Source organism: Mesorhizobium sp. M0051, from assembly GCF_040323235.1.
GTDB lineage: Bacteria > Pseudomonadota > Alphaproteobacteria > Rhizobiales > Rhizobiaceae > Mesorhizobium.
Genome location: NZ_JAMYUT010000007.1, coordinates 177,483 through 194,803 on the forward strand (window position 1 = coordinate 177,483; position 17,321 = coordinate 194,803).

The following is a 17,321-nucleotide window of genomic DNA, read 5'->3' on the forward strand; positions in this document are numbered from 1 at the left end:
CCGCCGAGCCACTCGGCTATCGAAGCGCCCCGTGTAGAGAGGACTTTTGATGGAGAAACCACCAAGAAAGAAACGCGACGGCCGCCAGATCCTAGCGAATTCCGTCAGCGTCGATCGCGAGGAAGGGCTCCTTGTCCGGGCCGCCTGGCTTGCCTATGTGGGTGACCTCACACAGGCGCAAATCGCCAAGTCTCTCGGTCTAACCCGCCTTCGCGTCAATCGGATGCTGGCGCTTGCCCGCGAGCGGGGGATAGTCCAGATTCGGATTAATTCCAAGGTAGCCAGCTGCATAGATCTAGAGCACCGGCTGCGGGTCGTCTATGGCGTCTCTGATCCAATCGTGGTCCCAACGCCTCCCGATCCCGCTCTGATACCGCAGGTCATTGCAGCCGCGGCGGGCGAAGCCCTGTCGGCTAGAATCCGGGACGGAATATCCGTCGGCGTGGGTTGGGGGAGGACGCTCCAGCTCAGCCTCCGGTCTGTGACAGTGCGCCCGGTGAAAGGAATGTCGATCGTTTCTTTGCTCGGCGGCCTGACGCGGGGGTCGGCCATCAACATTTATGATATGGCTTCTCGGCTTGCGGCGCTGTTCGATGCCGAATGTTTCTACATCGCAGCCCCGGTGTTCACGGATACCGAGGCCACGCGCGATCTGCTCATGCGCCAGTCCATTCTGGAAGATGCCTTTACACATGCCCGTGCTGTCGAGGCCGCTTTTGTTTCAGTTGGCGCGGTTCACAAGGACGCCACGATTTTTCGCATCGGGCTGGTGGGCGAGGATGACCTCACGTCCCTCCAACAGGCAGGCGCCGTTGGCGATATCTGCGGCCACTGGATCGATGCGGACGGACAACTCGTCGATCACCCGCTCAACCGGCGCGTTATCGGCCTCGCACCTCAAAACTTGCGTGACATCGATACGGTGATCTTGCCTTCCGGTGGACTCGAAAAAGTTCCGGTGCTGCGCGCTGTATTGCGTCTTGGCGTCGTCGATGTCCTGATCACCGACGAAAAGACTGCTGAATCGATCCTTTCAGAAAAATCCTAGAGAGGACTGACTGATTTTAGGGGCGCGGACTTGTCTTGGTCGTCCAGAATTCGACTATTCGTTTAGCAGCTTTGCGCAACCCGGGGAGAAACGACGGCCTCCTATGAAAGAGACCTATGAAAAGTCCTTCCTGACGAAGCGGGGGAGTCTTGCCTCTGTCACGGCGCAAGTCGTCGTCTTCGTGTCCGGGTCCCGTGACCTGAGCAGATCTCGACTGCAACAGAAGCCCGCCGGCTCGGGCCGGCGGTCCCTCAGGACGTACCATTCCGTCGACCTCGATACGCAAATTCGAATATGACCCAGATTCCAGGATCCCGTCGGTGTGGTTTATAGCAAGCGGCAGGCATTACGAGTTCTTGGACGTGCCGCCGGAGAGCTTCGCCGAATTCAAATCTGCCTTTGCCAAGGGTCGCTATTTTAACGACCACATCCGCAACCTCTTGCCTACCGGCTCGTGAGATAACGCTTGTCGGGTTTTCACGTGTCCGTCTCCAGCGCTCGTGCACTTCCCCTTCCATGGGATCCGGTGATTGCAACGTCACCAGCGCGCCATGGCCGCTTTCGCCTCGGCGAAGGGCCGTTCTCTCTCCAAAGCTTTTTGCAGAACCTTCAGGATCCCGGCGATTGAGCTTGGGCGTCTACCGCCCTCTGTTCGAGGGCGGGCCTACGGATCCGCGTTCGATGATCGTGGTCGGCAAAATCAGCCTTTCGGGCGATCGTGTTTCGCCCTTCAACCGCCGGATGAGCAAATCCGCGACACTCTTGCCAAGCGCATAGACTGGCTGGTCAATGACGGTAATGGGCGGGGTTGTCACGCTCGTCCAATCCGCATTATGGAACGTGATCAGCGAAATGTCCTCGGAAACTCGCAAGCCGCGCTGGCGGATCACCCTGAAGATCTCTAGCGCTATGACGCTGTCGGAGGCAAGGATCGCCGTCGGTCGATCTGGTTCGGACAGGAGCTTGTCGGCAACCCTGCGCGCTTCGACAGGGCTTGTTGCACCCAGGCGAACATAACGTTCCGGCCGCTCAATTCCGGCGTCACGGCACACGGTGAGGAAGCCGTCGATACGCTCGCGAACCGATGAGGTATAGATTTGCGCTAGATCGCGGTATTCGTGCCCTTCGACCGCAGTCACATAAGCGATGTTGCGGTGGCCGGCATTGGCAAGAATGCGCGTCGCCCGCATGGCGCTGCCGCGATCGTCGATCGTGACGGTATCGACACCCAGATCGGGCAGCCCCCTATCGAGCAAGGCAAGCGGTCGGCCTGAACGATGGATGTCGCGCAGGTGTGAGATGTCGCGCGATTCCGATGGCGTGACGATCAGCCCGTCGACGCGCTTGCCGATCAAAATTCGCACAGCAGTCTTTTCGTCTTCGATCCTCTCGCCGGAGTTGGCCAGAATCACGTTGAATCCGGCCGCTCTTGCCGCATCGCTGATGCCGCGCACCGCCAAGCTGAAGAACGGGTTCTCGATGTCGCCGACAACCACCCCGATGATGCCGGACCGGCCGGTCGTCATGCTGCGAGCCAACTCGTTCGGACGGTAGTCCAATATCTTGGCCGCGGCCAGGACATCCGCACGGATCATGTCGCTGACGACGCCGTATCCGCCGAGCACGCGCGCGGCCGTCGCTTTTGACACCTTTGCCGCGCGGGCGACATCGCTGACTGTTATCGACTGGGTCTTGGGCGCGGTTCTTTTCATCGGATGAACGACTACAAGAGTTGTTGACGGAAGGTCAATCTGGCGATAACGATTACCAAAGAGACCGGTCTCACACAATAAGAGACCGGTCTCTTAAACGAAAGAGCGAGGGTTTCCAGAATCGTGGAGACAGGCGGCCGCGCTAGCCCCGTGGCAGCGACGAACGATGTGAGGCGCGAAATTTATGGGCTCAACGCAAATGCCAAGAACAACAAACCTTCAGAGTGGAGAGAAGACATGAGCAGGATGGGAATTCTCAAGTCGTTGATGTCACCGGTCAGGTCTGGCGTAATGGCTCTTATGGCCGTGTGCATCGGCGCCGGGTTGATTTCGGGAGCCGCCGCCGCGGATGACAATCCCTATGGTCTTATTGATGCGAAAGTCATCAGCGTTGGTACCATGGGCGATGCCAAACCCTACGCTTTCACCCAAGCGGATGGCACGTTCACCGGCTTCGACATCGAATTGTTCCGCAACGTCGCGAGCCGCCTTGGATTCAAGCCGGATCAGGTGATCTTCACCGGCCAGGAATTCTCGGCGCTGATGCCTTCGGTTGCGAACGAACGTTTCGATGTCGCGGTCGCGGCAATCGGTACGACGGAAGCGCGCAAGAAGACCGTCGACTTTTCCGACGGCTATCTCGCGGGCTATCTCTCGGTACTTACCGCCGACAAGGCGATAAATTCGGCGGATGGGCTCAAGGGCAAGCGTCTCGGCGTCGTGCAGGGTACACTGCAGGAGATCTATGCGGCGAAGAATTTTGTCGGAACCGATCTCGTCAAATTCCCCGACAACAACTCCGCCGTTTCCGCGCTGAACAACGGAACCGTCGACGCGCATTTCCTGGATTACGAGGCCGCCAAACAATATGGCGAGCGTTATCCGGGGCTGACGATAGCGCTCAACATTCCTTCCTTCGACGCACCCGCCGGCTTCGTGCTGCGCAAAGGCAACGACAAGTTTCGCGAGGCGTTGAACACTGCCTTGCATGCGGCGATGCAGGACGGCACCTGGAAGACGCTCTACGAGAAGTGGTTTCCCGGGTCACCTATGCCCGACCAGTATCTCCCCAAGAAGTAACCGCGCACAGCCGCCGGCTGTGACGGCCGGCGGACGCGCGCTCGCGCCTGAGTTCATGGTGACGCAAATAGCGCGATAAAAAGGGGACCGAATGGACTGGCTCGAAAACCTGCGTCGCAGTTTCCTCGACTGGCAAGCCATGGCCGACGTGCTGCCGAGCATGATCACCATCGGACTGAAGAACACCTTGATCCTCGCCGCGGCGTCCACGGTACTCGGTGTCGTTCTCGGCATGGTCCTTGCGGTCATGGGCATCTCGCAATCGCGCTGGCTGCGCATTCCGGCGCGGGTCTACACCGATATTTTTCGTGGCCTTCCGGCGATCGTCACGATTCTGCTGATCGGCCAGGGCTTTGCTCGCGTCGGCCGCGAAATCTTCGGGCCTTCCCCCTATCCGCTCGGCATTCTCGCCCTCAGCCTGATTGCTGGGGCCTACATGGGCGAAATCTTCCGCTCAGGCATCCAGAGCGTCGAGCGCGGGCAAATGGAAGCCTGCAGGGCGCTCAGCATGAGCTATGGGCAGGGCATGCGTCTGATCGTGATCCCGCAAGGCATTCGCCGCGTCCTGCCGGCTCTGGTCAACCAGTTCATCGGCAACGTCAAGGATTCGAGCCTTGTCTATTTCCTTGGTCTGCTCGCGTCGGAGCGCGAGATTTTCCGTGTCGGTCAGGACCAGGCGGTGGTCACCGGAAACCTCTCGCCATTGCTTCTGGCTGGCCTGTTCTATCTCGTCATCACCGTGCCGTTGACCCATCTGGTCAATTACATCGACAACTCGCTGCGACTAGGCAAGCAGAAGGCCGGCATCGTCACCAGCGGCCTCGCCGAGGTGAGCGAACTGGAAAGCGCAATCAGCAGTCCTCATTCGGGGACCAGCACCGAAGGCAGTTTGGCGCTTCCCCGGTTCAAGGGCGGCAGTCTCGCCATCAGCAATCTCGACATGGCCTATGGCGATCTCGATGTCCTCAAGAACGTCAGCCTGACGGTCAAACCGGGCACGGTCACATGCGTCATCGGTCCGTCAGGTTCGGGCAAGTCGACCCTGTTGCGCTGCCTCAACCGCCTGGTCGAGCCCAAGGGCGGCGACGTGCTGCTCGATGACGCCAGCATCCTGGCGATGAAGCCTGAAAAGCTGCGCCGGCGTGTCGGCATGGTGTTCCAGCAGTTCAACCTGTTCCCCGACCACACAGCCCTGGAAAACGTCATGCTGTCGCTGACCAAGGTCAAAGGCATTCCGCCGCAGGAGGCCGAGCGCATCGCCGAGGCACGCCTTGCCGATGTCGGCCTCGCCGCTCGCAAACACCATCGTCCCGGGAGCCTTTCCGGTGGCCAGCAGCAGCGTGTGGCAATCGCGCGTGCGCTTGCAATGGACCCGGAGGTCATTCTGTTCGATGAGGTGACAAGCGCTCTCGATCCCGAACTGGTGAAGGGCGTACTCAACCTGATGGCGGATCTCGGCCGGCGCGGCATGACAATGGTGGTCGTTACCCACGAAATGGGCTTTGCCCGCAAGGTCGCCGATCAGGTCGTCTTCATGGATGAAGGCCGCGTCATCGAGGCCGGCACGCCTGCTGCGATCTTCGATAGTCCCAAAAGTGTGCGTCTGAAACATTTCCTTGCCGAAGTGCTTTGATCGCACCATCGCAGGCCCTGAGGCACATCGAAAGCCAAAGTGCCTTCGTCGCGGCCGCCCAGTCCAAACTCCACACAGTGAAAGAAATATCTCATGGCTACATCGCATTCGGTCTCAAAGGTGGTTGTTGTCGGGGGCGGTATTTTCGGTGTCTCCTCGGCCGTTCATCTTGCAAGGCTCGGCATCGAAACCGTCCTGGTCAATGATGGACCGCTCGCCAAGGGAGCTTCCGGCCGCTCGCTCGCCTGGCTCAATTCCGCGCGCAAGCGGTCGGCTGAGTATCATCGGCTGCGCATGATTGGTATCGACCGCTACCGGACGCTGTCCGCGAGATATCCGGATGCCACCTGGCTGCGTTTTGACGGCGGCCTGACATGGGATGCGGACGACGCCTCGAACGATATCGCCGATGTCTTGGCCCATGAGAAAGACCTCGGCTATGACGCGCGGCATCTGTCCCCAGATGCGATAGCGTCGGTCACCCCGGGCATAGATGCCAGCGCGGTCACGCCTCAGGGCGCGATCTTCAACCCAGGTGAAGGCTGGGTCGATCTGCCGTCGCTGATCGAGATATTAATTGCGGAGTTCGTGGCGCGTGGCGGCCAGCTTGTCACCGATGCCGGAAGCGCCGCGGTCACGGTCGTCAACGGCCGCGCCACTGGCGTCACCACGACAAGCGGCATCAGCTTTACCGCCGATGCGGTGCTGCTGGCCACCGGCGGTGATGTGCCGGGCATGGTTGCACAGTCCGGCCAACATATCGCCGACGGGACGCCGATTGCGCTGCTGGTCAGGACCAAGCCGATGCACTTGCCGCTTCGGGCGGTGCTCAACACGCCACGCGTCGCCATCCGACCGACGCCGGACGGAGCTTTCGTGCTCGATTCCGCCTGGTCGGAAGAAGAGGTGGTCGTCAATTCTGATGGCGCGTATGGGGTGCTGGATTCCACTGTTCAGGGGCTTCTCAACGAAGCCTCGAAGGTTCTCGCGGGCCATCCGAAACTGGATCTGGAAAGCTATGGTGTCGGCCCCAAGCCAATTCCCGCGGACGGCGAGCCGGTATTTGGCCAATTGAAGGACATCGAGGGCTACTACGTCGCCTTCAGCCACAGCGGCGCAACGCTTGGCCTGATCGCCGGCGAGCTGCTTGCCGACGAGATCGCAACCGGGAGAGAGCACTCACTCCTTGCAAACTTTCGGCCGGCTCGATTTTCTTGAAGATCTATGCAACGTGACGGCACTTCGACGCCAGTTCGGCCAGTTCAACCAAGGCATGCCCTAAGGGAGCCGGTTTTGTTCGCTGCCCTTCGCCGGCGATCGAAGCGATCATAGCGAACGTTGTCAGCCGCGGCTTCGCCGGATCGGCGATCGTCGGGGTGCCGGATTTATGAATCACAACGCTCTCTCCGCATCCAATGCTTCCATCGCCAGGCGCCATTCGTTCGGCTCGACACGGATGAAAGGTAATCTCGCGTTTCGAGGAATGGCACGCTCTTGCACATGCGCGTGTAGCAGACGATGGCGCTCGGGCGCCCGCCTGCGCTGGTACGCGCGCGGTTGAACGCGCCGCGGAACGCCTCCAAGTCATTTCCGTTTACGATGCCAGGTTCGACGACTTCATCGACTGCTTCAACAAGCAGCGGCCGTAATAGGGCTCGACATTGACCGTTCTGCCGAGCACAGCATGCCGTAACCGCGCAACTACGCTCGCCTGCCTGATGATCTCGATTGTTGCTTTCACGACAAGAGTGTTACTGCGCGAGGCGTACGTCACGCGGCGTTTCGCTGTTAACTGTGCGCCTTAGGCGCTGTCGCGACCGCTTTGCGTATTGCGGACGGGATGCCGATAGGCGTGGTGTTCCGACTCGAGGCGGCGCTACGGTCGCCGTTCGCCCAGAAAGGGCAGGACCTTGTTGAGAACTTTTTCAGGAATTTCCTCGGCCATGTAGTGGCCGGATGGCATCGCGGCGCCCTGAACATTGCGTGCGAAGCCACGCCAAACGTCGAGCATGTCGAATTGCAACCATATCGGGTTTTGCGTAGCCCACAGCACCAGCAGCGGGCACTCGATGCGCTTTCCCGAATCCGCTTCGTCCTGTTGCAGGTCGATGCTAACGCCCGCCCGATAATCCTCGCACATGCCATGCATGGCGTCCTTGTGCGACAGGACGCGCAGATATTCCTGCCACGCAGGCTGTGTGATGGAGCCGGCGTCCACGAGATCCCCAATCTCATAACGAAGGAACGCTAGAGGATTGGCGGCCAGCAGGGTCTCGGGGAAGTCACTTTCCTGGATGAAGAAGAACCATTCCCAATAGCGCGAGGCGAAATTCTTGTCGGTCTGCGCGTAGAGAAACCCTGTCGGCAAGATGTCGAGCAGGCAGAGCTTTTCCAGCGCTTGGGGATGATCCAGCGCCATGCGGTGCAGCACCCGCGCGCCACGGTCATGTCCGATCGCGTAGAAGCGGTCGAACCCGAAGGATTTCATGACCGCCAGCTGGTCGGATGCCATCTCGCGGAAAGCGTAATTGGCATGATCGGGCAATCCCTGGGGCTTGCTGCTGTCGCCATAACCGCGCAGATCGCTGGCCACCACAGTGTATGTCTTGGCGAGCTCTGGCGCCAGTTTGTGCCACATGACATGGGTTTGAGGGCAGCCATGGAGAAGCAGCAAGGGCGGTCCTTCACCGCCCACACGGCAATTGATGTCGATAGCGCCGACCTCGACGGTGTGAACCGAAAAATTTTTGAAAAGTGGCGGTTGGTCAGACAAGGGCTCAGTCTCTACTTTCTTGTGCCGCGGGAAGATTGCGAACCTGCGGATAGGAATTGCCGTCCAGCTGCGTATCGATGCATGTCATTCTGCGTATCAAACGGCTGCTTTGCGCGTGGCATATTCAACTGGTTGGCGTTCTTGATCAGCTCGGCGCTCGTTCGGCGATCGCTATGACGGCGGCATGCGTATTGCCTGATATGATAGCGGGCATGATCGAGGTATAGACGATCAAGCCGGTGGCGCCGCGGACCCTCAAGTCCGGACCCACCCCTGGATCTGCGGCTGGCCCCATTTTGCAGGACGCCGACCGTATCCCTTATCAAACCTCGACGTCGTGGCAGCACTCTATACTTTAGCCGGGAGAAATCTCATCGGCGCGCAGGTCACTGAATGGCGATCGGAATACGATATTGCGGACACCCCTTACAGCTTCGCGGAATGCATTATGTCCCGAGGGCCTGCAGATGATTGAAATGGAACTCTGGAAAGAGGTCAATACGCGGACTTTTGATGTGGACCGCGCCGCGGCTTTTGACGCCGATCAGTTCCAGATAGATCCCGAAACCGTGTCCCCTCCTGACCTCGACCAGATCTGCTGTAGGATTCATCGGCCAGGACGGCCACACCCAGCAAGAGACCGTCGTTCGAGGAGCCAAGTGCCTTTCCTGTAACGTGCCGTTCTCAAAAGGCAGTGGCGTCCCCACCTTCGACGACGTGGTCGCGAATGGGGCAAATCGTTTCCTTATGGAGCTTCGTAAAGCTCCAGCGGCAATCCATCTGGGTCCCTGAAAAAGGTAAACCGTTGGTCTGTATACGGATCGATCCGGATTGGCTCAACGGCAACGCCTACGGCTTCCAGCCGCTTAATTACGGGATCAAGATTCGCTACGGCAAATGCCAGATGTCTCAGGCCTGTCGCCTCTGGATGGGATGGCCGCATCGCTGGTGCGGGGAAGGAGAACAATTCCAGTTGGACCGATCCGATCCGCAGATCCGCCTTCCATGACTGCCGCTCCTCCCGATAGACTTCCCGGATCAGATCGAGGCCGAGGAGTTCGACGTAGAACCGTCGCGACCGGTCGTAGTCGGTGCAGATGAGCGCGACGTGGTGAATGGCGTTCAGCATGCTGCTAACTCTAGTCAAACTGGGATCTGGGGCCAAGGTCACATCGGGTATGTGGCACCTTGTTGATGTCTCCGTCCGCGAAGGCTCGCCTCCTCCATACGATTTTCATCTGCGCGCAATCGGCGACATTAAGTCGCCGCCGGACGGCAATCAAATCCGCCAATGTCGGCCGCCCTCGTCAGCCGCCAGTCTTGCTGCCGGGCGCGCTCGACGATTTTGTCGATTTGGTGATTCCGGAGCTGCAGCGCCGCGGCCTGTTCCGCACCGCTTACGAAGGGCGGACGCCGCGCGAGAACCTTGGCCTCCGACGTCCCGAAAACCCGTGGACATCAGCACCTCGACCGAGCTGGCCGCCGAATAATCCTCAGAAGCGAAGGGCAAGACGATGACTTTTGCAGAACGTCGAGCTGCCGGCCGTCATCGGCATGCACAGAGACCGGACTAACATCGGTGTCGATTTGCTGCGCCTCGGCAATTTGACCGCGGGCCGCTTCCTGTCGCCATGGCGTTCTCGTCGGATTTCCGGTGCTGTGTCAGGTGGCGAGCAGCGCCGGGTCGGTGAATGCCGCTGTGCTGCCGCCCATCGACATGATCGCTGCCGCTCTGTGGAAAGGGCTCGCCGGCGGCGCCTTGCTCGGCGACATCGCCATCAGCCTGCAGCGTGCCGGCATTGCCTTCGCAGCAGCCGTCGCGGTCGCCATTCCGCTCGGTCTGTTCATGGGCCAGGTGCGCGCGGTCGAGACCGCGCTCGACCCAATCCTGCAGCAATCGCCTCGCAAGAGCTTGCTCTGGTTCAGGCGCTGAGGTGCCGATCTAAAAATGACTTCAGCTTGTCAAACGGGATGAGGTTCACACGGTCATACAGATCGACGTGACCCGCGCCCTTGACTCAGTGTAGTTCCTTCGGCTCGGCGGCCTTGGAGAACGCCAGCTCGCTGAATTCCCGGGAATGAGCCTGGTCGCCGGCGATGAACAGCAGGGGCCGGGGCGAGACCGTGTCGAGGTCCTCCCCTCTTGCCATTGACCGTCAGCTCGAGCCTGGCGTCATAGACGCCGCCTTCGCGTCGAGCGTGACAGCGCTGAGCGTAGCTGGCTTGCCGGGCGCTGTGCTGAAGGCGCCGTCCTGCCCGATGTTGGTGTCGCCGGTGCGAGCGGCACTTTCAACATGGAAGGAATAGGTGCCGCTCACGCTTTTGTCGGCATGGGCGAGCGCCTCCAGCGAGACCATGCCGCCTTCCTGCGTAGCCGGATCTTGCAGCGCACCGGCCCGAGGGACAGCGGTGGCCATGGCCGCCAGCGCGCCGGCCGAGATTAACACGGAGGCAAGCGCCCTACCGCACGGCCGGGATTGCTTCGGTGCGCAGAACTGAATGTCCATGACCTTCATTTCCATGATTTGCGCCACGAAGGGACCAGCCGCCTTTTCGAAGCTGGGTTCACATTGAATAAATAGCGCTGGTCGCGGGGCACAAGGATTGGAAGATGTTGCTGCGATGGCATCTTAAGCCGGGAATGCTTCATAACCGAGCAGCGAGGTCAGCGTAGTTGGAGCAAGTGAGGTTGGCTGATCGGCAAAGACCGCAATCTCGAACGGCTACGAACGTCACATCCGATCGATCACTACTCGATGGCGTCAGTCGTTGATAAGACCGCGTTTTTGGAGGGAGCGGAAGTTCGCGGAACCACCATTTTCTCGACGTGGTCTGCAACAAGCCAAGCACCAATCTCTTTGGAACAGGACCCATCTAAGTGCATTTAGATGATTCTAACCGAGGAGATGGCTATGCAAGGTGAAGCAACGCGACATCGTCACGTTAGGGTTGGCGATCGAGACCTCTTTGTCCGCGAGGCTGGCCGTGAGGATGCTCCGGCCGTGCTACTACCTCACGGCTATCCGTGCTCCTCCTTCCAGTTTCGACGGCTTATGCCCGCTTTGTCCGACCGCTGGCGCACCGTCGCCTTCGATTGGCCAGGCTTTGGATACAGCGATACGCCGGAACCGGCCGGGTTCGGGTATGATTTCGATGCTTATGCCGACGTGCTCACTGACGTGACCGATGCGCTCGGACTAGAGCACTACGCCCTCTGGCTCCATGATTATGGATCGCAGATCAGCCTTCGGCACGCCATCGCGCATCCAGACAGGATCGCGGCGCTCATTATCCAGAACGGCGACGTCTACGAGGACGTGCTTGGTCCCAAATATGCGACGATCAAGGCATGGTGGGCAGACAAGACGGACGAGAGCCATCGTCCGCTTGAAGAGGCGGTGAGCGAAGAAGGATTTCGCAACGAGTTCGTCGGGGAGGTTTCGGAGGAGATCGCCAGCCGCCTTCCGCCAGACCTTTGGAAGCTTCATTGGCCACTGATGGATACGCCGGTTCGTCGGGCCGTGTCGGTGGCGCTGATGGAAAAGCTTGAACAAAACCTCGAATGGTTCCCGCGCTACCAATCCTATTTGCGTGAGAACCAGCCTGCGACACTGATCATCTGGGGGCCGCAGGACGGCTATATGCCGGAAGAATCGGCTCGCGCCTATTACCGTGACCTGCCGAATGCCGAACTGCATCTCCTTAGGGACGCCGGGCACTGGCTGCTGGAGACGCATTTTGACGAAGCCCTGCCCCTCGTCCGCAACTTTCTCTCGCGCATGCTGCGCTAATCTCCGGAGCGAACGACACTTCAACAAGGAGACCGTCATGGCCACGAAGCCGACCATTGCGCGTATCTGGCGCGGCCGCACTCGTCGCGACATCGCGGACATCTACGAGCTCTACATGCGGGCAGAGGGTATTCCGCCGCTTCAGAGAGTGGCGCTCGGCGTCCAGCTTCTCCGCGAGGACCGGGACGACGAGACCTGGTTCACCACCATCTCCTATTGGCCGGACTTCGAGGCGATGTCTGCCTTCACCAAGCGCCGGCCGACCGAAGTGCATCATCTCGACCGTGATGCGGAGTTGCTGATCGAACTGCCCGAGCGCATCGAAGTCCATCGCATCTTGATCGACGACCAGAACCTGCGTTGATCGGGGCGGCATGCGCAATCTCGTGCGGTTTGGGGTCATGTCGTTGATCTGAGGCCTGACCTGGGCCGCGATCAAGTTCGGGCTCGATGCGGGCGCGCCGCCGTTCTTGTTGGCTGGATTGCGCTACCTGCTCACCGCGGCGATCCTTTTGATCGTCGTGCGGGACCTCCGGTCCGCTTTCGCGGAGGGCCGATCCGGCCGGATCATCGTTTCGGCGCTTCTGAGCATCAGATTGACCAATCCCGCGTATCTAGTTGGGTGCGTCAAGTTCTCGAAAAATGGCGTGGCAGTAGCTGTGACGTCGGCGTGTCCGCCGCGCAGCGTCACAACAAGGCCGATTGCTGCCAAGTTCCTAGCGTGCGCTCCTGGTTCTTGATGAACAACGAACGAAAAGAGCATGCTTCGATGTCGGATTCGGCGCGTGGTGTATAGATGGACGTGATTCTTTCCGCCAATGAGCACAGGTTCAATCAAGCCGGAATGTGATCTGCTTCTGGCGTTAGATTTCAAACTGACCCACTACCGGGCTTCAGCGGGCCCCCTTCACCTTCATCTTGAGACCGTAAACGCTTCCGGTCGCAGTGATAAAGAGCAGGTCGTTATCTTTGCCACCAAAGGTCACATTTGTCGTCGTCTCGGGCACATCGATTTGTTCGATCCTCTTTCCCATTTTATCGAATACAGCCACACCAATCTGGGTGAGATAGACGTTGCCGTTAGAGTCAATGGTCATGCCGTCAGAACCGAGTTTGCAGAAGACGCGTTTGTTCGTGAGCCCGCCATCGGGCTGGATATCGTAGGCATAGGTCCTACTCGCGCCGTAGTCTGCCACGTAAAGCAACTTGCCGTCGGGCGTGCCAATGATGCCGTTGGGCTTCTTCAGGTCGTTCGTGACACGCGTAACGGTCTTGCGGTCGGGCGTGACGAAGTAGACGTTTTGGCCGTCCACCCGCGTGTTGCGATCGTGATATGAATCGAAATCAGGGTCGGTAAAATAGATGCCGCCGTCCGGACGAATCCACAAGTCATTCGGGCCGTTGAACACCTTGCCGTCGAAGTTCGTCACCAGCACCGTAACCTTCTTGTCGGGCGCAATGGACCATAGTTCGCCCTTATCGGGGGCGACGGCGATGAGATTGCCGCCCTTGTCGAAGTAAGTTCCATTCGCGCGTCCCGCTGGCTTGAGCCAGTCGGAGAATTTCCCGTCTGCCGCGCTCCACTTAACGATCCGATTGTTGGGGTCGTCGGTGAAGAACACGTTGCCATCAACATCCGCTGCCGGACCTTCGGTGAATCCATAACCTTCGCCCAATTTTTCCAACTTCGCACCAGGCGCGACGACGGAGGAATCCGCTGCGAAGGTGGGACCTGTTGTGAGCAACAGAACGGCGAGAAATGCGCAGCTGCAGCCGAATGCTTTCATGAGCAGGAGGTTGGGCCAAAATTGGAAGTTGTCTGCGGCATCGGCAACCAGAAATCTTGTCATTTTACGGTTCCTTCCGATAGACCAGCGTTCACGGTCCAGCGGCGCCAGCAATAGTACAGAAGTCGACTGGCTTTGAGTTCCATCCGAACTCTTCCAAGTGGCCGCTGCAAGCGTGGTCCAAGGTTGCTCCGATGTCGATGCGTAAGAGTGATGAATCGTCGACATTGTTGGTGACGACTAGCCCTGTTGCACGTCTCATGGCCTTTCCTTCCCTTATGATATCAACGTCTCCTTTGCGGCGCGTCGCATCTTCCTCACCTGGTTTAGTCTTGAGTCTCCCTTCTGGGTGAGCGTGCTTACGGCGACTGCGACCAGCGCGGCGATGACGACGGAGATGGCCGGACGGCGTGCATCAAGGCGATAGTTGTGGGCACGCTGCTGGCGGTGTCCTGGTACCAACTTGTTCAGACGCTCAAAAGTAGAGTGGCGCCCAACGTCCCTTTCGCGTGAAAACAGGTTGTTTTCAGGCGATCCACGATGCGCGGAAGTCTAAGAGTGCCACAGATGCTATGGCATATTTCAGCATCCTCTAAGATGTGGCCGATGTAAAGTCCCTCATTCCGGCTTTTCAACCCAGAGGGTCTAGAGTCCACGATGTCTCCAGGGCTGTCGACAACGCAAGTCTCGCTGCCTACAACGCCGATCATGGTGATCCAGCTCGCGGATCTGAAGGCGCCGTGAACGAAGCCTTGAGCGGCTTGTCGAGTAAAAGAAAATGGACGAAAAGTGGAACATGCGTGTGCCGAGAAGGTGCTTAAGGTCTTCGCTGCGGTTCAGCATGGCCATTTTGCCTTGAGGGTTCAGTAAGCTGCATATGCCAGGTTGCATCTGGTTGGTATCAATAGGCGTTTCGCCCAGTCCCTGTTTCAGCGGGTAAACCCGGTGCAACTCGGTTGCGTCATTGATCATCAACCAATAAAGAGCGGATAAATCAGACAAAAGGACCAACCGATGACCAACCAAACTGATAACAGCGCTGCCGAACTAGCTGAGTTAACCGCCGACATTGTCTCAGCATATGTCAGCAACAACCCGTTGCCGGTGACCGGCTTGCCGGACGTGATAGCATCGGTTCATGCTTCGTTGGCCGGACTTGGCACGGCGGTCGCGCCTGCCGTCGAGCCGCAAACTCCTGCGGTTAATCCAAAGAAGTCGGTGACGCCGGACTTCATTATCTGCCTCGAGGACGGCAAGAAGTTCAAATCCCTGAAACGGCACCTCAGCACGGATTTCGGCCTGACGCCTGACGCCTATCGCGCTAAATGGAACTTGCCGCACGACTATCCGATGACGGCTCCGAATTACGCAGCTCAGCGCTCGCAACTTGCGAAATCCATCGGGCTTGGCCGCAAGTCTGAACCCGCCGCACCAGCCAAGAAGGCAGCTGCGAAGCGGAAAGCCAAAGCGTAGTCCGCCGCCACCTGACGCCGTTAAGACTCAGCTATGCCTTGAGGCGCGGCGGACTTGCGCGCGTCTTGCCTCGGGCGCATTGAAAGGGCATGAGCACCGAGCACGAAAGGCGACCGAGCTGATGGCCGGCAACCCGCGACTGACCGGCGCATAAGCCAAAAATGGACATGGGATTTGCGTTCCCACGGTGTTTTGACTGGAGGTTTGTTGTCGCCGAATTCGCCTGACAGATAGGACAGGTTTCGGCCGCCGGGACTAATTGTTCAGCTTGTCATTTTCCCAAGGGCGCCATCAGATTGCACAATGTCGGCGAGCCGGTTCGGAGATCGCGGCCGCCGGCTTTGCAATCTGAGCAGCCAAAGAGGCCGACATGATCCCAATGCATAGCTCCGTGATTCGCCGTAGGGCAGCGGACAACGGAAACGCACGCCGATGGGGCTTCCAGCCAGCCAGGGTCGTCAAGGTGTTGCTAATATGCAGCAGGGACTGCATCTCTGACTGCCTCGCGCGGAACCACTTCCAATGACTTCCCGTTAGCGTCAAAATGACAACGCCAACGACGCGAGGCGACGAAGATGGAGCTAAACACCAAAACCCTTGAGATGTGCGGTCTTCTAGCCGTTCCGTTGTCAATTCTCATCACGGTACTACTAGCGGGTGCCATTCTCAGCTGAGCCAACTGGACGGTCGACTTGGATATCGGCGGGCTAAAGTCGCTGGCGGCCTCGACGCTGGATCGTCGCCGCGATCAGCTAAACTGACGGCAAATTGCAAATAGAATGGCACCCTGAGAAATCAGTCTTTAAATTCAGCATTTTTGGGGGTGATCCGCTGGTAGAGCTGATGTCGCCGAACTACCGTTCCGGGGCGTCGTCTGGGAGAAACGCAAAGCTCACCCAAGCTGCCCACTCGGGATTATTCCAACAGTTACTCCCGTTGAGGCCAGTTTCCGAACCCATCGTATCTCATGGGTTGCATACCGCCGATCGCGAGACGCGCCGCTTCACCAACTTGTCCGGCGAAAACCAGGCAAGGTCGCGCCCACCCCGATGTTATTTGCTGACCGGGGGATGCAGCCTTGTGTCGAGGGCAAAAGCTTCCTGAAACGCACCTTCGCCACTATTCCATGTCGCGGCATAGACGGGCTGGTCGAGTCGCCACGCAATGAGTTCCGTTCCTCCGAGCGCTATCGGCAGAGCCGTCATGCATAGACGCCGTATTCAAGCCGCTCGAGATAATCTTCGACCAGTTCCACGCCGGCGGGAGTGCCCAGCAGATCGATCGGACGGCGCTGGTCGAGACCGATCGCCGGACGCTCCAACCATTGTTCGGCTTCCGCCTGCGTGCCGAGGACATCCGTCGCCTTCGCCAGGATCTCTGCGAATTTCCAAGTCCGTCCGCTCTGCTCCTGGCTAAGAGGCTTGGATGGAGCGTCTTTGCGTCGCTGCCAGGTTCGCAGGCTCATGCCAACCGCCTTTTCGAGCGATGTTGTCTTGTTGATGAAGACCAGTTGTCCGACGAGGTGGTTTAGCGCCGAGCCCGGCAGACCGAGTAGCAGCAGATCATGCGCGTCAAGGGCACTGGTCAATCGACGCGACAATATAAGAGACCCGCCGAGCAATGCCTCCACCCTTTGGAGACCACCGCCTCTCGCTTCAGTAACGACCTTATCCGCCGTAGTCGCCATATGCACCTCCTGTGTCATCTGTCGCATCAAACATGATAGTGACGTTCGAGATTTCAAGTGCGTGCGACACTCGGTTTGGCCCCGCCTTAATATCCCCTATGAATAAGTTTGGAGTGGCTGGGGATGTTGCATTCACATTGCGCGTTGCAGCATTTCTCAAATGCACAGGGTGCTTTAGCGGCGGGCTTGATCGGACACCCCAAACAAGCTTCCGTACAATCGCCTATGCAGGCTCCGCCCCGCCGTAGGACGGCGGAATTGGGCCGCGGCGGACAACCACCAGGTGCTTTACGAAGACGACATGATCCGCATGCTTTCAGTCACAGTCGCGCCTGGC

Annotated in this window: 16 protein-coding genes and 4 pseudogenes; 10 read left to right on the forward strand and 10 right to left on the reverse strand. The window is 59.0% G+C overall.

Annotated features, from left to right (window positions below):
• Positions 1-49 precede the first annotated feature (49 nt).
• Both NKJ90_RS09930 and NKJ90_RS09935 read left to right on the forward strand, forming a co-directional pair.
• Positions 50-1,048 (forward strand): sugar-binding transcriptional regulator, encoded by a 999-nt coding sequence (locus NKJ90_RS09930; RefSeq protein WP_352486033.1) that lies wholly within the window; start codon positions 50-52, stop codon positions 1,046-1,048.
• Between the two features lie 278 nt (positions 1,049-1,326).
• Entirely contained in the window at positions 1,327-1,506 is a 180-nt protein-coding gene (locus NKJ90_RS09935; protein ID WP_352486076.1) for a KTSC domain-containing protein, read from the forward strand.
• A 180-nt stretch (positions 1,507-1,686) separates the two neighbouring features.
• Here NKJ90_RS09935 and NKJ90_RS09940 read toward each other — a convergent pair whose 3' ends face one another.
• A complete protein-coding gene (locus tag NKJ90_RS09940; protein WP_352486034.1) occupies positions 1,687-2,760 on the reverse strand; it encodes a LacI family DNA-binding transcriptional regulator in 1,074 nt (357 codons plus the stop codon).
• 246 nt (positions 2,761-3,006) lie between these two features.
• Here NKJ90_RS09940 and NKJ90_RS09945 point away from each other — a divergent pair, with 246 nt between their 5' ends.
• From NKJ90_RS09945 to NKJ90_RS09955, 3 genes are all read left to right on the forward strand, one after another.
• Positions 3,007-3,840: an ABC transporter substrate-binding protein gene (locus NKJ90_RS09945; RefSeq protein WP_502904901.1), complete on the forward strand. Its 834-nt coding sequence runs from the start codon at positions 3,007-3,009 to the stop codon at positions 3,838-3,840.
• Between the two features lie 91 nt (positions 3,841-3,931).
• Positions 3,932-5,473: an amino acid ABC transporter permease/ATP-binding protein gene (locus tag NKJ90_RS09950; protein ID WP_352486036.1), complete on the forward strand. Its 1,542-nt coding sequence runs from the start codon at positions 3,932-3,934 to the stop codon at positions 5,471-5,473.
• A 93-nt stretch (positions 5,474-5,566) separates the two neighbouring features.
• Positions 5,567-6,691 (forward strand): NAD(P)/FAD-dependent oxidoreductase, encoded by a 1,125-nt coding sequence (locus tag NKJ90_RS09955; RefSeq protein ID WP_352486037.1) that lies wholly within the window; start codon positions 5,567-5,569, stop codon positions 6,689-6,691.
• Between the two features lie 4 nt (positions 6,692-6,695).
• Here the strand turns inward: NKJ90_RS09955 and NKJ90_RS09960 are convergent, their stop codons facing one another.
• The 4 genes from NKJ90_RS09960 to gloA2 form a co-directional block, all read right to left on the reverse strand.
• Positions 6,696-6,869 (reverse strand): hypothetical protein, encoded by a 174-nt coding sequence (locus NKJ90_RS09960; protein WP_352486081.1) that lies wholly within the window; start codon positions 6,867-6,869, stop codon positions 6,696-6,698.
• 480 nt (positions 6,870-7,349) lie between these two features.
• Positions 7,350-8,168, reverse strand: a complete 819-nt coding sequence (locus tag NKJ90_RS09965; protein WP_352486077.1) for an alpha/beta fold hydrolase — start codon at positions 8,166-8,168, stop codon at positions 7,350-7,352.
• Between the two features lie 223 nt (positions 8,169-8,391).
• Entirely contained in the window at positions 8,392-8,541 is a 150-nt protein-coding gene (locus NKJ90_RS09970) for a GMC oxidoreductase (RefSeq protein WP_352486038.1), read from the reverse strand.
• A gap of 450 nt (positions 8,542-8,991) precedes the next feature.
• The gene (gene gloA2 / locus NKJ90_RS09975; protein WP_352486039.1) at positions 8,992-9,375 is read right to left on the reverse strand and encodes an SMU1112c/YaeR family gloxylase I-like metalloprotein; all 384 of its coding nucleotides are present in this window, start codon (positions 9,373-9,375) and stop codon (positions 8,992-8,994) included.
• Between the two features lie 185 nt (positions 9,376-9,560).
• Between gloA2 and NKJ90_RS09980 the strand changes: the two are divergent.
• Together NKJ90_RS09980 and NKJ90_RS09985 are read left to right on the forward strand one after the other, a co-directional pair.
• A pseudogene (locus NKJ90_RS09980) lies at positions 9,561-9,764 on the forward strand (hypothetical protein); the annotation flags it as partial.
• A gap of 109 nt (positions 9,765-9,873) precedes the next feature.
• Positions 9,874-10,164: pseudogene (locus NKJ90_RS09985) on the forward strand (ABC transporter permease); the annotation flags it as partial.
• A gap of 4 nt (positions 10,165-10,168) precedes the next feature.
• Here NKJ90_RS09985 and NKJ90_RS09990 read toward each other — a convergent pair.
• A pseudogene (locus NKJ90_RS09990) lies at positions 10,169-10,372 on the reverse strand (alpha/beta hydrolase); the annotation flags it as partial.
• A gap of 30 nt (positions 10,373-10,402) precedes the next feature.
• Positions 10,403-10,768: a curli-like amyloid fiber formation chaperone CsgH gene (gene csgH / locus NKJ90_RS09995; RefSeq protein ID WP_352486040.1), complete on the reverse strand. Its 366-nt coding sequence runs from the start codon at positions 10,766-10,768 to the stop codon at positions 10,403-10,405.
• Between the two features lie 384 nt (positions 10,769-11,152).
• Here csgH and NKJ90_RS10000 point away from each other — a divergent pair, with 384 nt between their 5' ends.
• Together NKJ90_RS10000 and NKJ90_RS10005 are read left to right on the forward strand one after the other, a co-directional pair.
• On the forward strand, positions 11,153-12,037 hold the full coding sequence (locus tag NKJ90_RS10000; RefSeq protein ID WP_502904902.1) for an alpha/beta fold hydrolase: 885 nt from the start codon (positions 11,153-11,155) through the stop codon (positions 12,035-12,037).
• 37 nt (positions 12,038-12,074) lie between these two features.
• On the forward strand, positions 12,075-12,401 hold the full coding sequence (locus NKJ90_RS10005; RefSeq protein WP_352486042.1) for a hypothetical protein: 327 nt from the start codon (positions 12,075-12,077) through the stop codon (positions 12,399-12,401).
• A gap of 529 nt (positions 12,402-12,930) precedes the next feature.
• On the opposite strand, the gene NKJ90_RS10010 is transcribed toward NKJ90_RS10005, so the two are convergent.
• A complete protein-coding gene (locus tag NKJ90_RS10010) occupies positions 12,931-13,887 on the reverse strand; it encodes an SMP-30/gluconolactonase/LRE family protein (protein WP_352486043.1) in 957 nt (318 codons plus the stop codon).
• 951 nt (positions 13,888-14,838) lie between these two features.
• Here NKJ90_RS10010 and NKJ90_RS10015 point away from each other — a divergent pair.
• On the forward strand, positions 14,839-15,297 hold the full coding sequence (locus NKJ90_RS10015; protein WP_023758530.1) for a Ros/MucR family transcriptional regulator: 459 nt from the start codon (positions 14,839-14,841) through the stop codon (positions 15,295-15,297).
• A 1,100-nt stretch (positions 15,298-16,397) separates the two neighbouring features.
• On the opposite strand, the pseudogene NKJ90_RS10020 reads toward NKJ90_RS10015, so the two are convergent.
• A pseudogene (locus tag NKJ90_RS10020) lies at positions 16,398-16,502 on the reverse strand (RES domain-containing protein); the annotation flags it as partial.
• Complete coding sequence (gene parS, locus NKJ90_RS10025; RefSeq protein WP_352486044.1) at positions 16,499-16,984, reverse strand: type II RES/Xre toxin-antitoxin system antitoxin; 486 nt, start codon at positions 16,982-16,984, stop codon at positions 16,499-16,501. The pseudogene NKJ90_RS10020 and the gene parS, both read right to left, overlap by 4 nt.
• Positions 16,985-17,321 lie beyond the last annotated feature (337 nt).

What these genes read in the sequence shown, in the direction of transcription:
- NKJ90_RS09930 (WP_352486033.1), top strand. Translation starts at nt 50, where the DNA reads ATGGAGAAACCACCAAGAAAGAAACGCGACGGCCGCCAGATCCTAGCG.
- NKJ90_RS09940 (WP_352486034.1), bottom strand. Translation starts at nt 2,760, where the DNA reads ATGAAAAGAACCGCGCCCAAGACCCAGTCGATAACAGTCAGCGATGTC.
- NKJ90_RS09945 (WP_502904901.1), top strand. Translation starts at nt 3,007, where the DNA reads ATGGGAATTCTCAAGTCGTTGATGTCACCGGTCAGGTCTGGCGTAATG.
- NKJ90_RS09950 (WP_352486036.1), top strand. Translation starts at nt 3,932, where the DNA reads ATGGACTGGCTCGAAAACCTGCGTCGCAGTTTCCTCGACTGGCAAGCC.
- NKJ90_RS09955 (WP_352486037.1), top strand. Translation starts at nt 5,567, where the DNA reads ATGGCTACATCGCATTCGGTCTCAAAGGTGGTTGTTGTCGGGGGCGGT.
- NKJ90_RS09970 (WP_352486038.1), bottom strand. Translation starts at nt 8,541, where the DNA reads ATGGGGCCAGCCGCAGATCCAGGGGTGGGTCCGGACTTGAGGGTCCGC.
- gloA2 (WP_352486039.1), bottom strand. Translation starts at nt 9,375, where the DNA reads ATGCTGAACGCCATTCACCACGTCGCGCTCATCTGCACCGACTACGAC.
- csgH (WP_352486040.1), bottom strand. Translation starts at nt 10,768, where the DNA reads ATGGAAATGAAGGTCATGGACATTCAGTTCTGCGCACCGAAGCAATCC.
- NKJ90_RS10000 (WP_502904902.1), top strand. Translation starts at nt 11,153, where the DNA reads ATGGCTATGCAAGGTGAAGCAACGCGACATCGTCACGTTAGGGTTGGC.
- NKJ90_RS10005 (WP_352486042.1), top strand. Translation starts at nt 12,075, where the DNA reads ATGGCCACGAAGCCGACCATTGCGCGTATCTGGCGCGGCCGCACTCGT.
- NKJ90_RS10010 (WP_352486043.1), bottom strand. Translation starts at nt 13,887, where the DNA reads ATGACAAGATTTCTGGTTGCCGATGCCGCAGACAACTTCCAATTTTGG.
- NKJ90_RS10015 (WP_023758530.1), top strand. Translation starts at nt 14,839, where the DNA reads ATGACCAACCAAACTGATAACAGCGCTGCCGAACTAGCTGAGTTAACC.
- parS (WP_352486044.1), bottom strand. Translation starts at nt 16,984, where the DNA reads ATGGCGACTACGGCGGATAAGGTCGTTACTGAAGCGAGAGGCGGTGGT.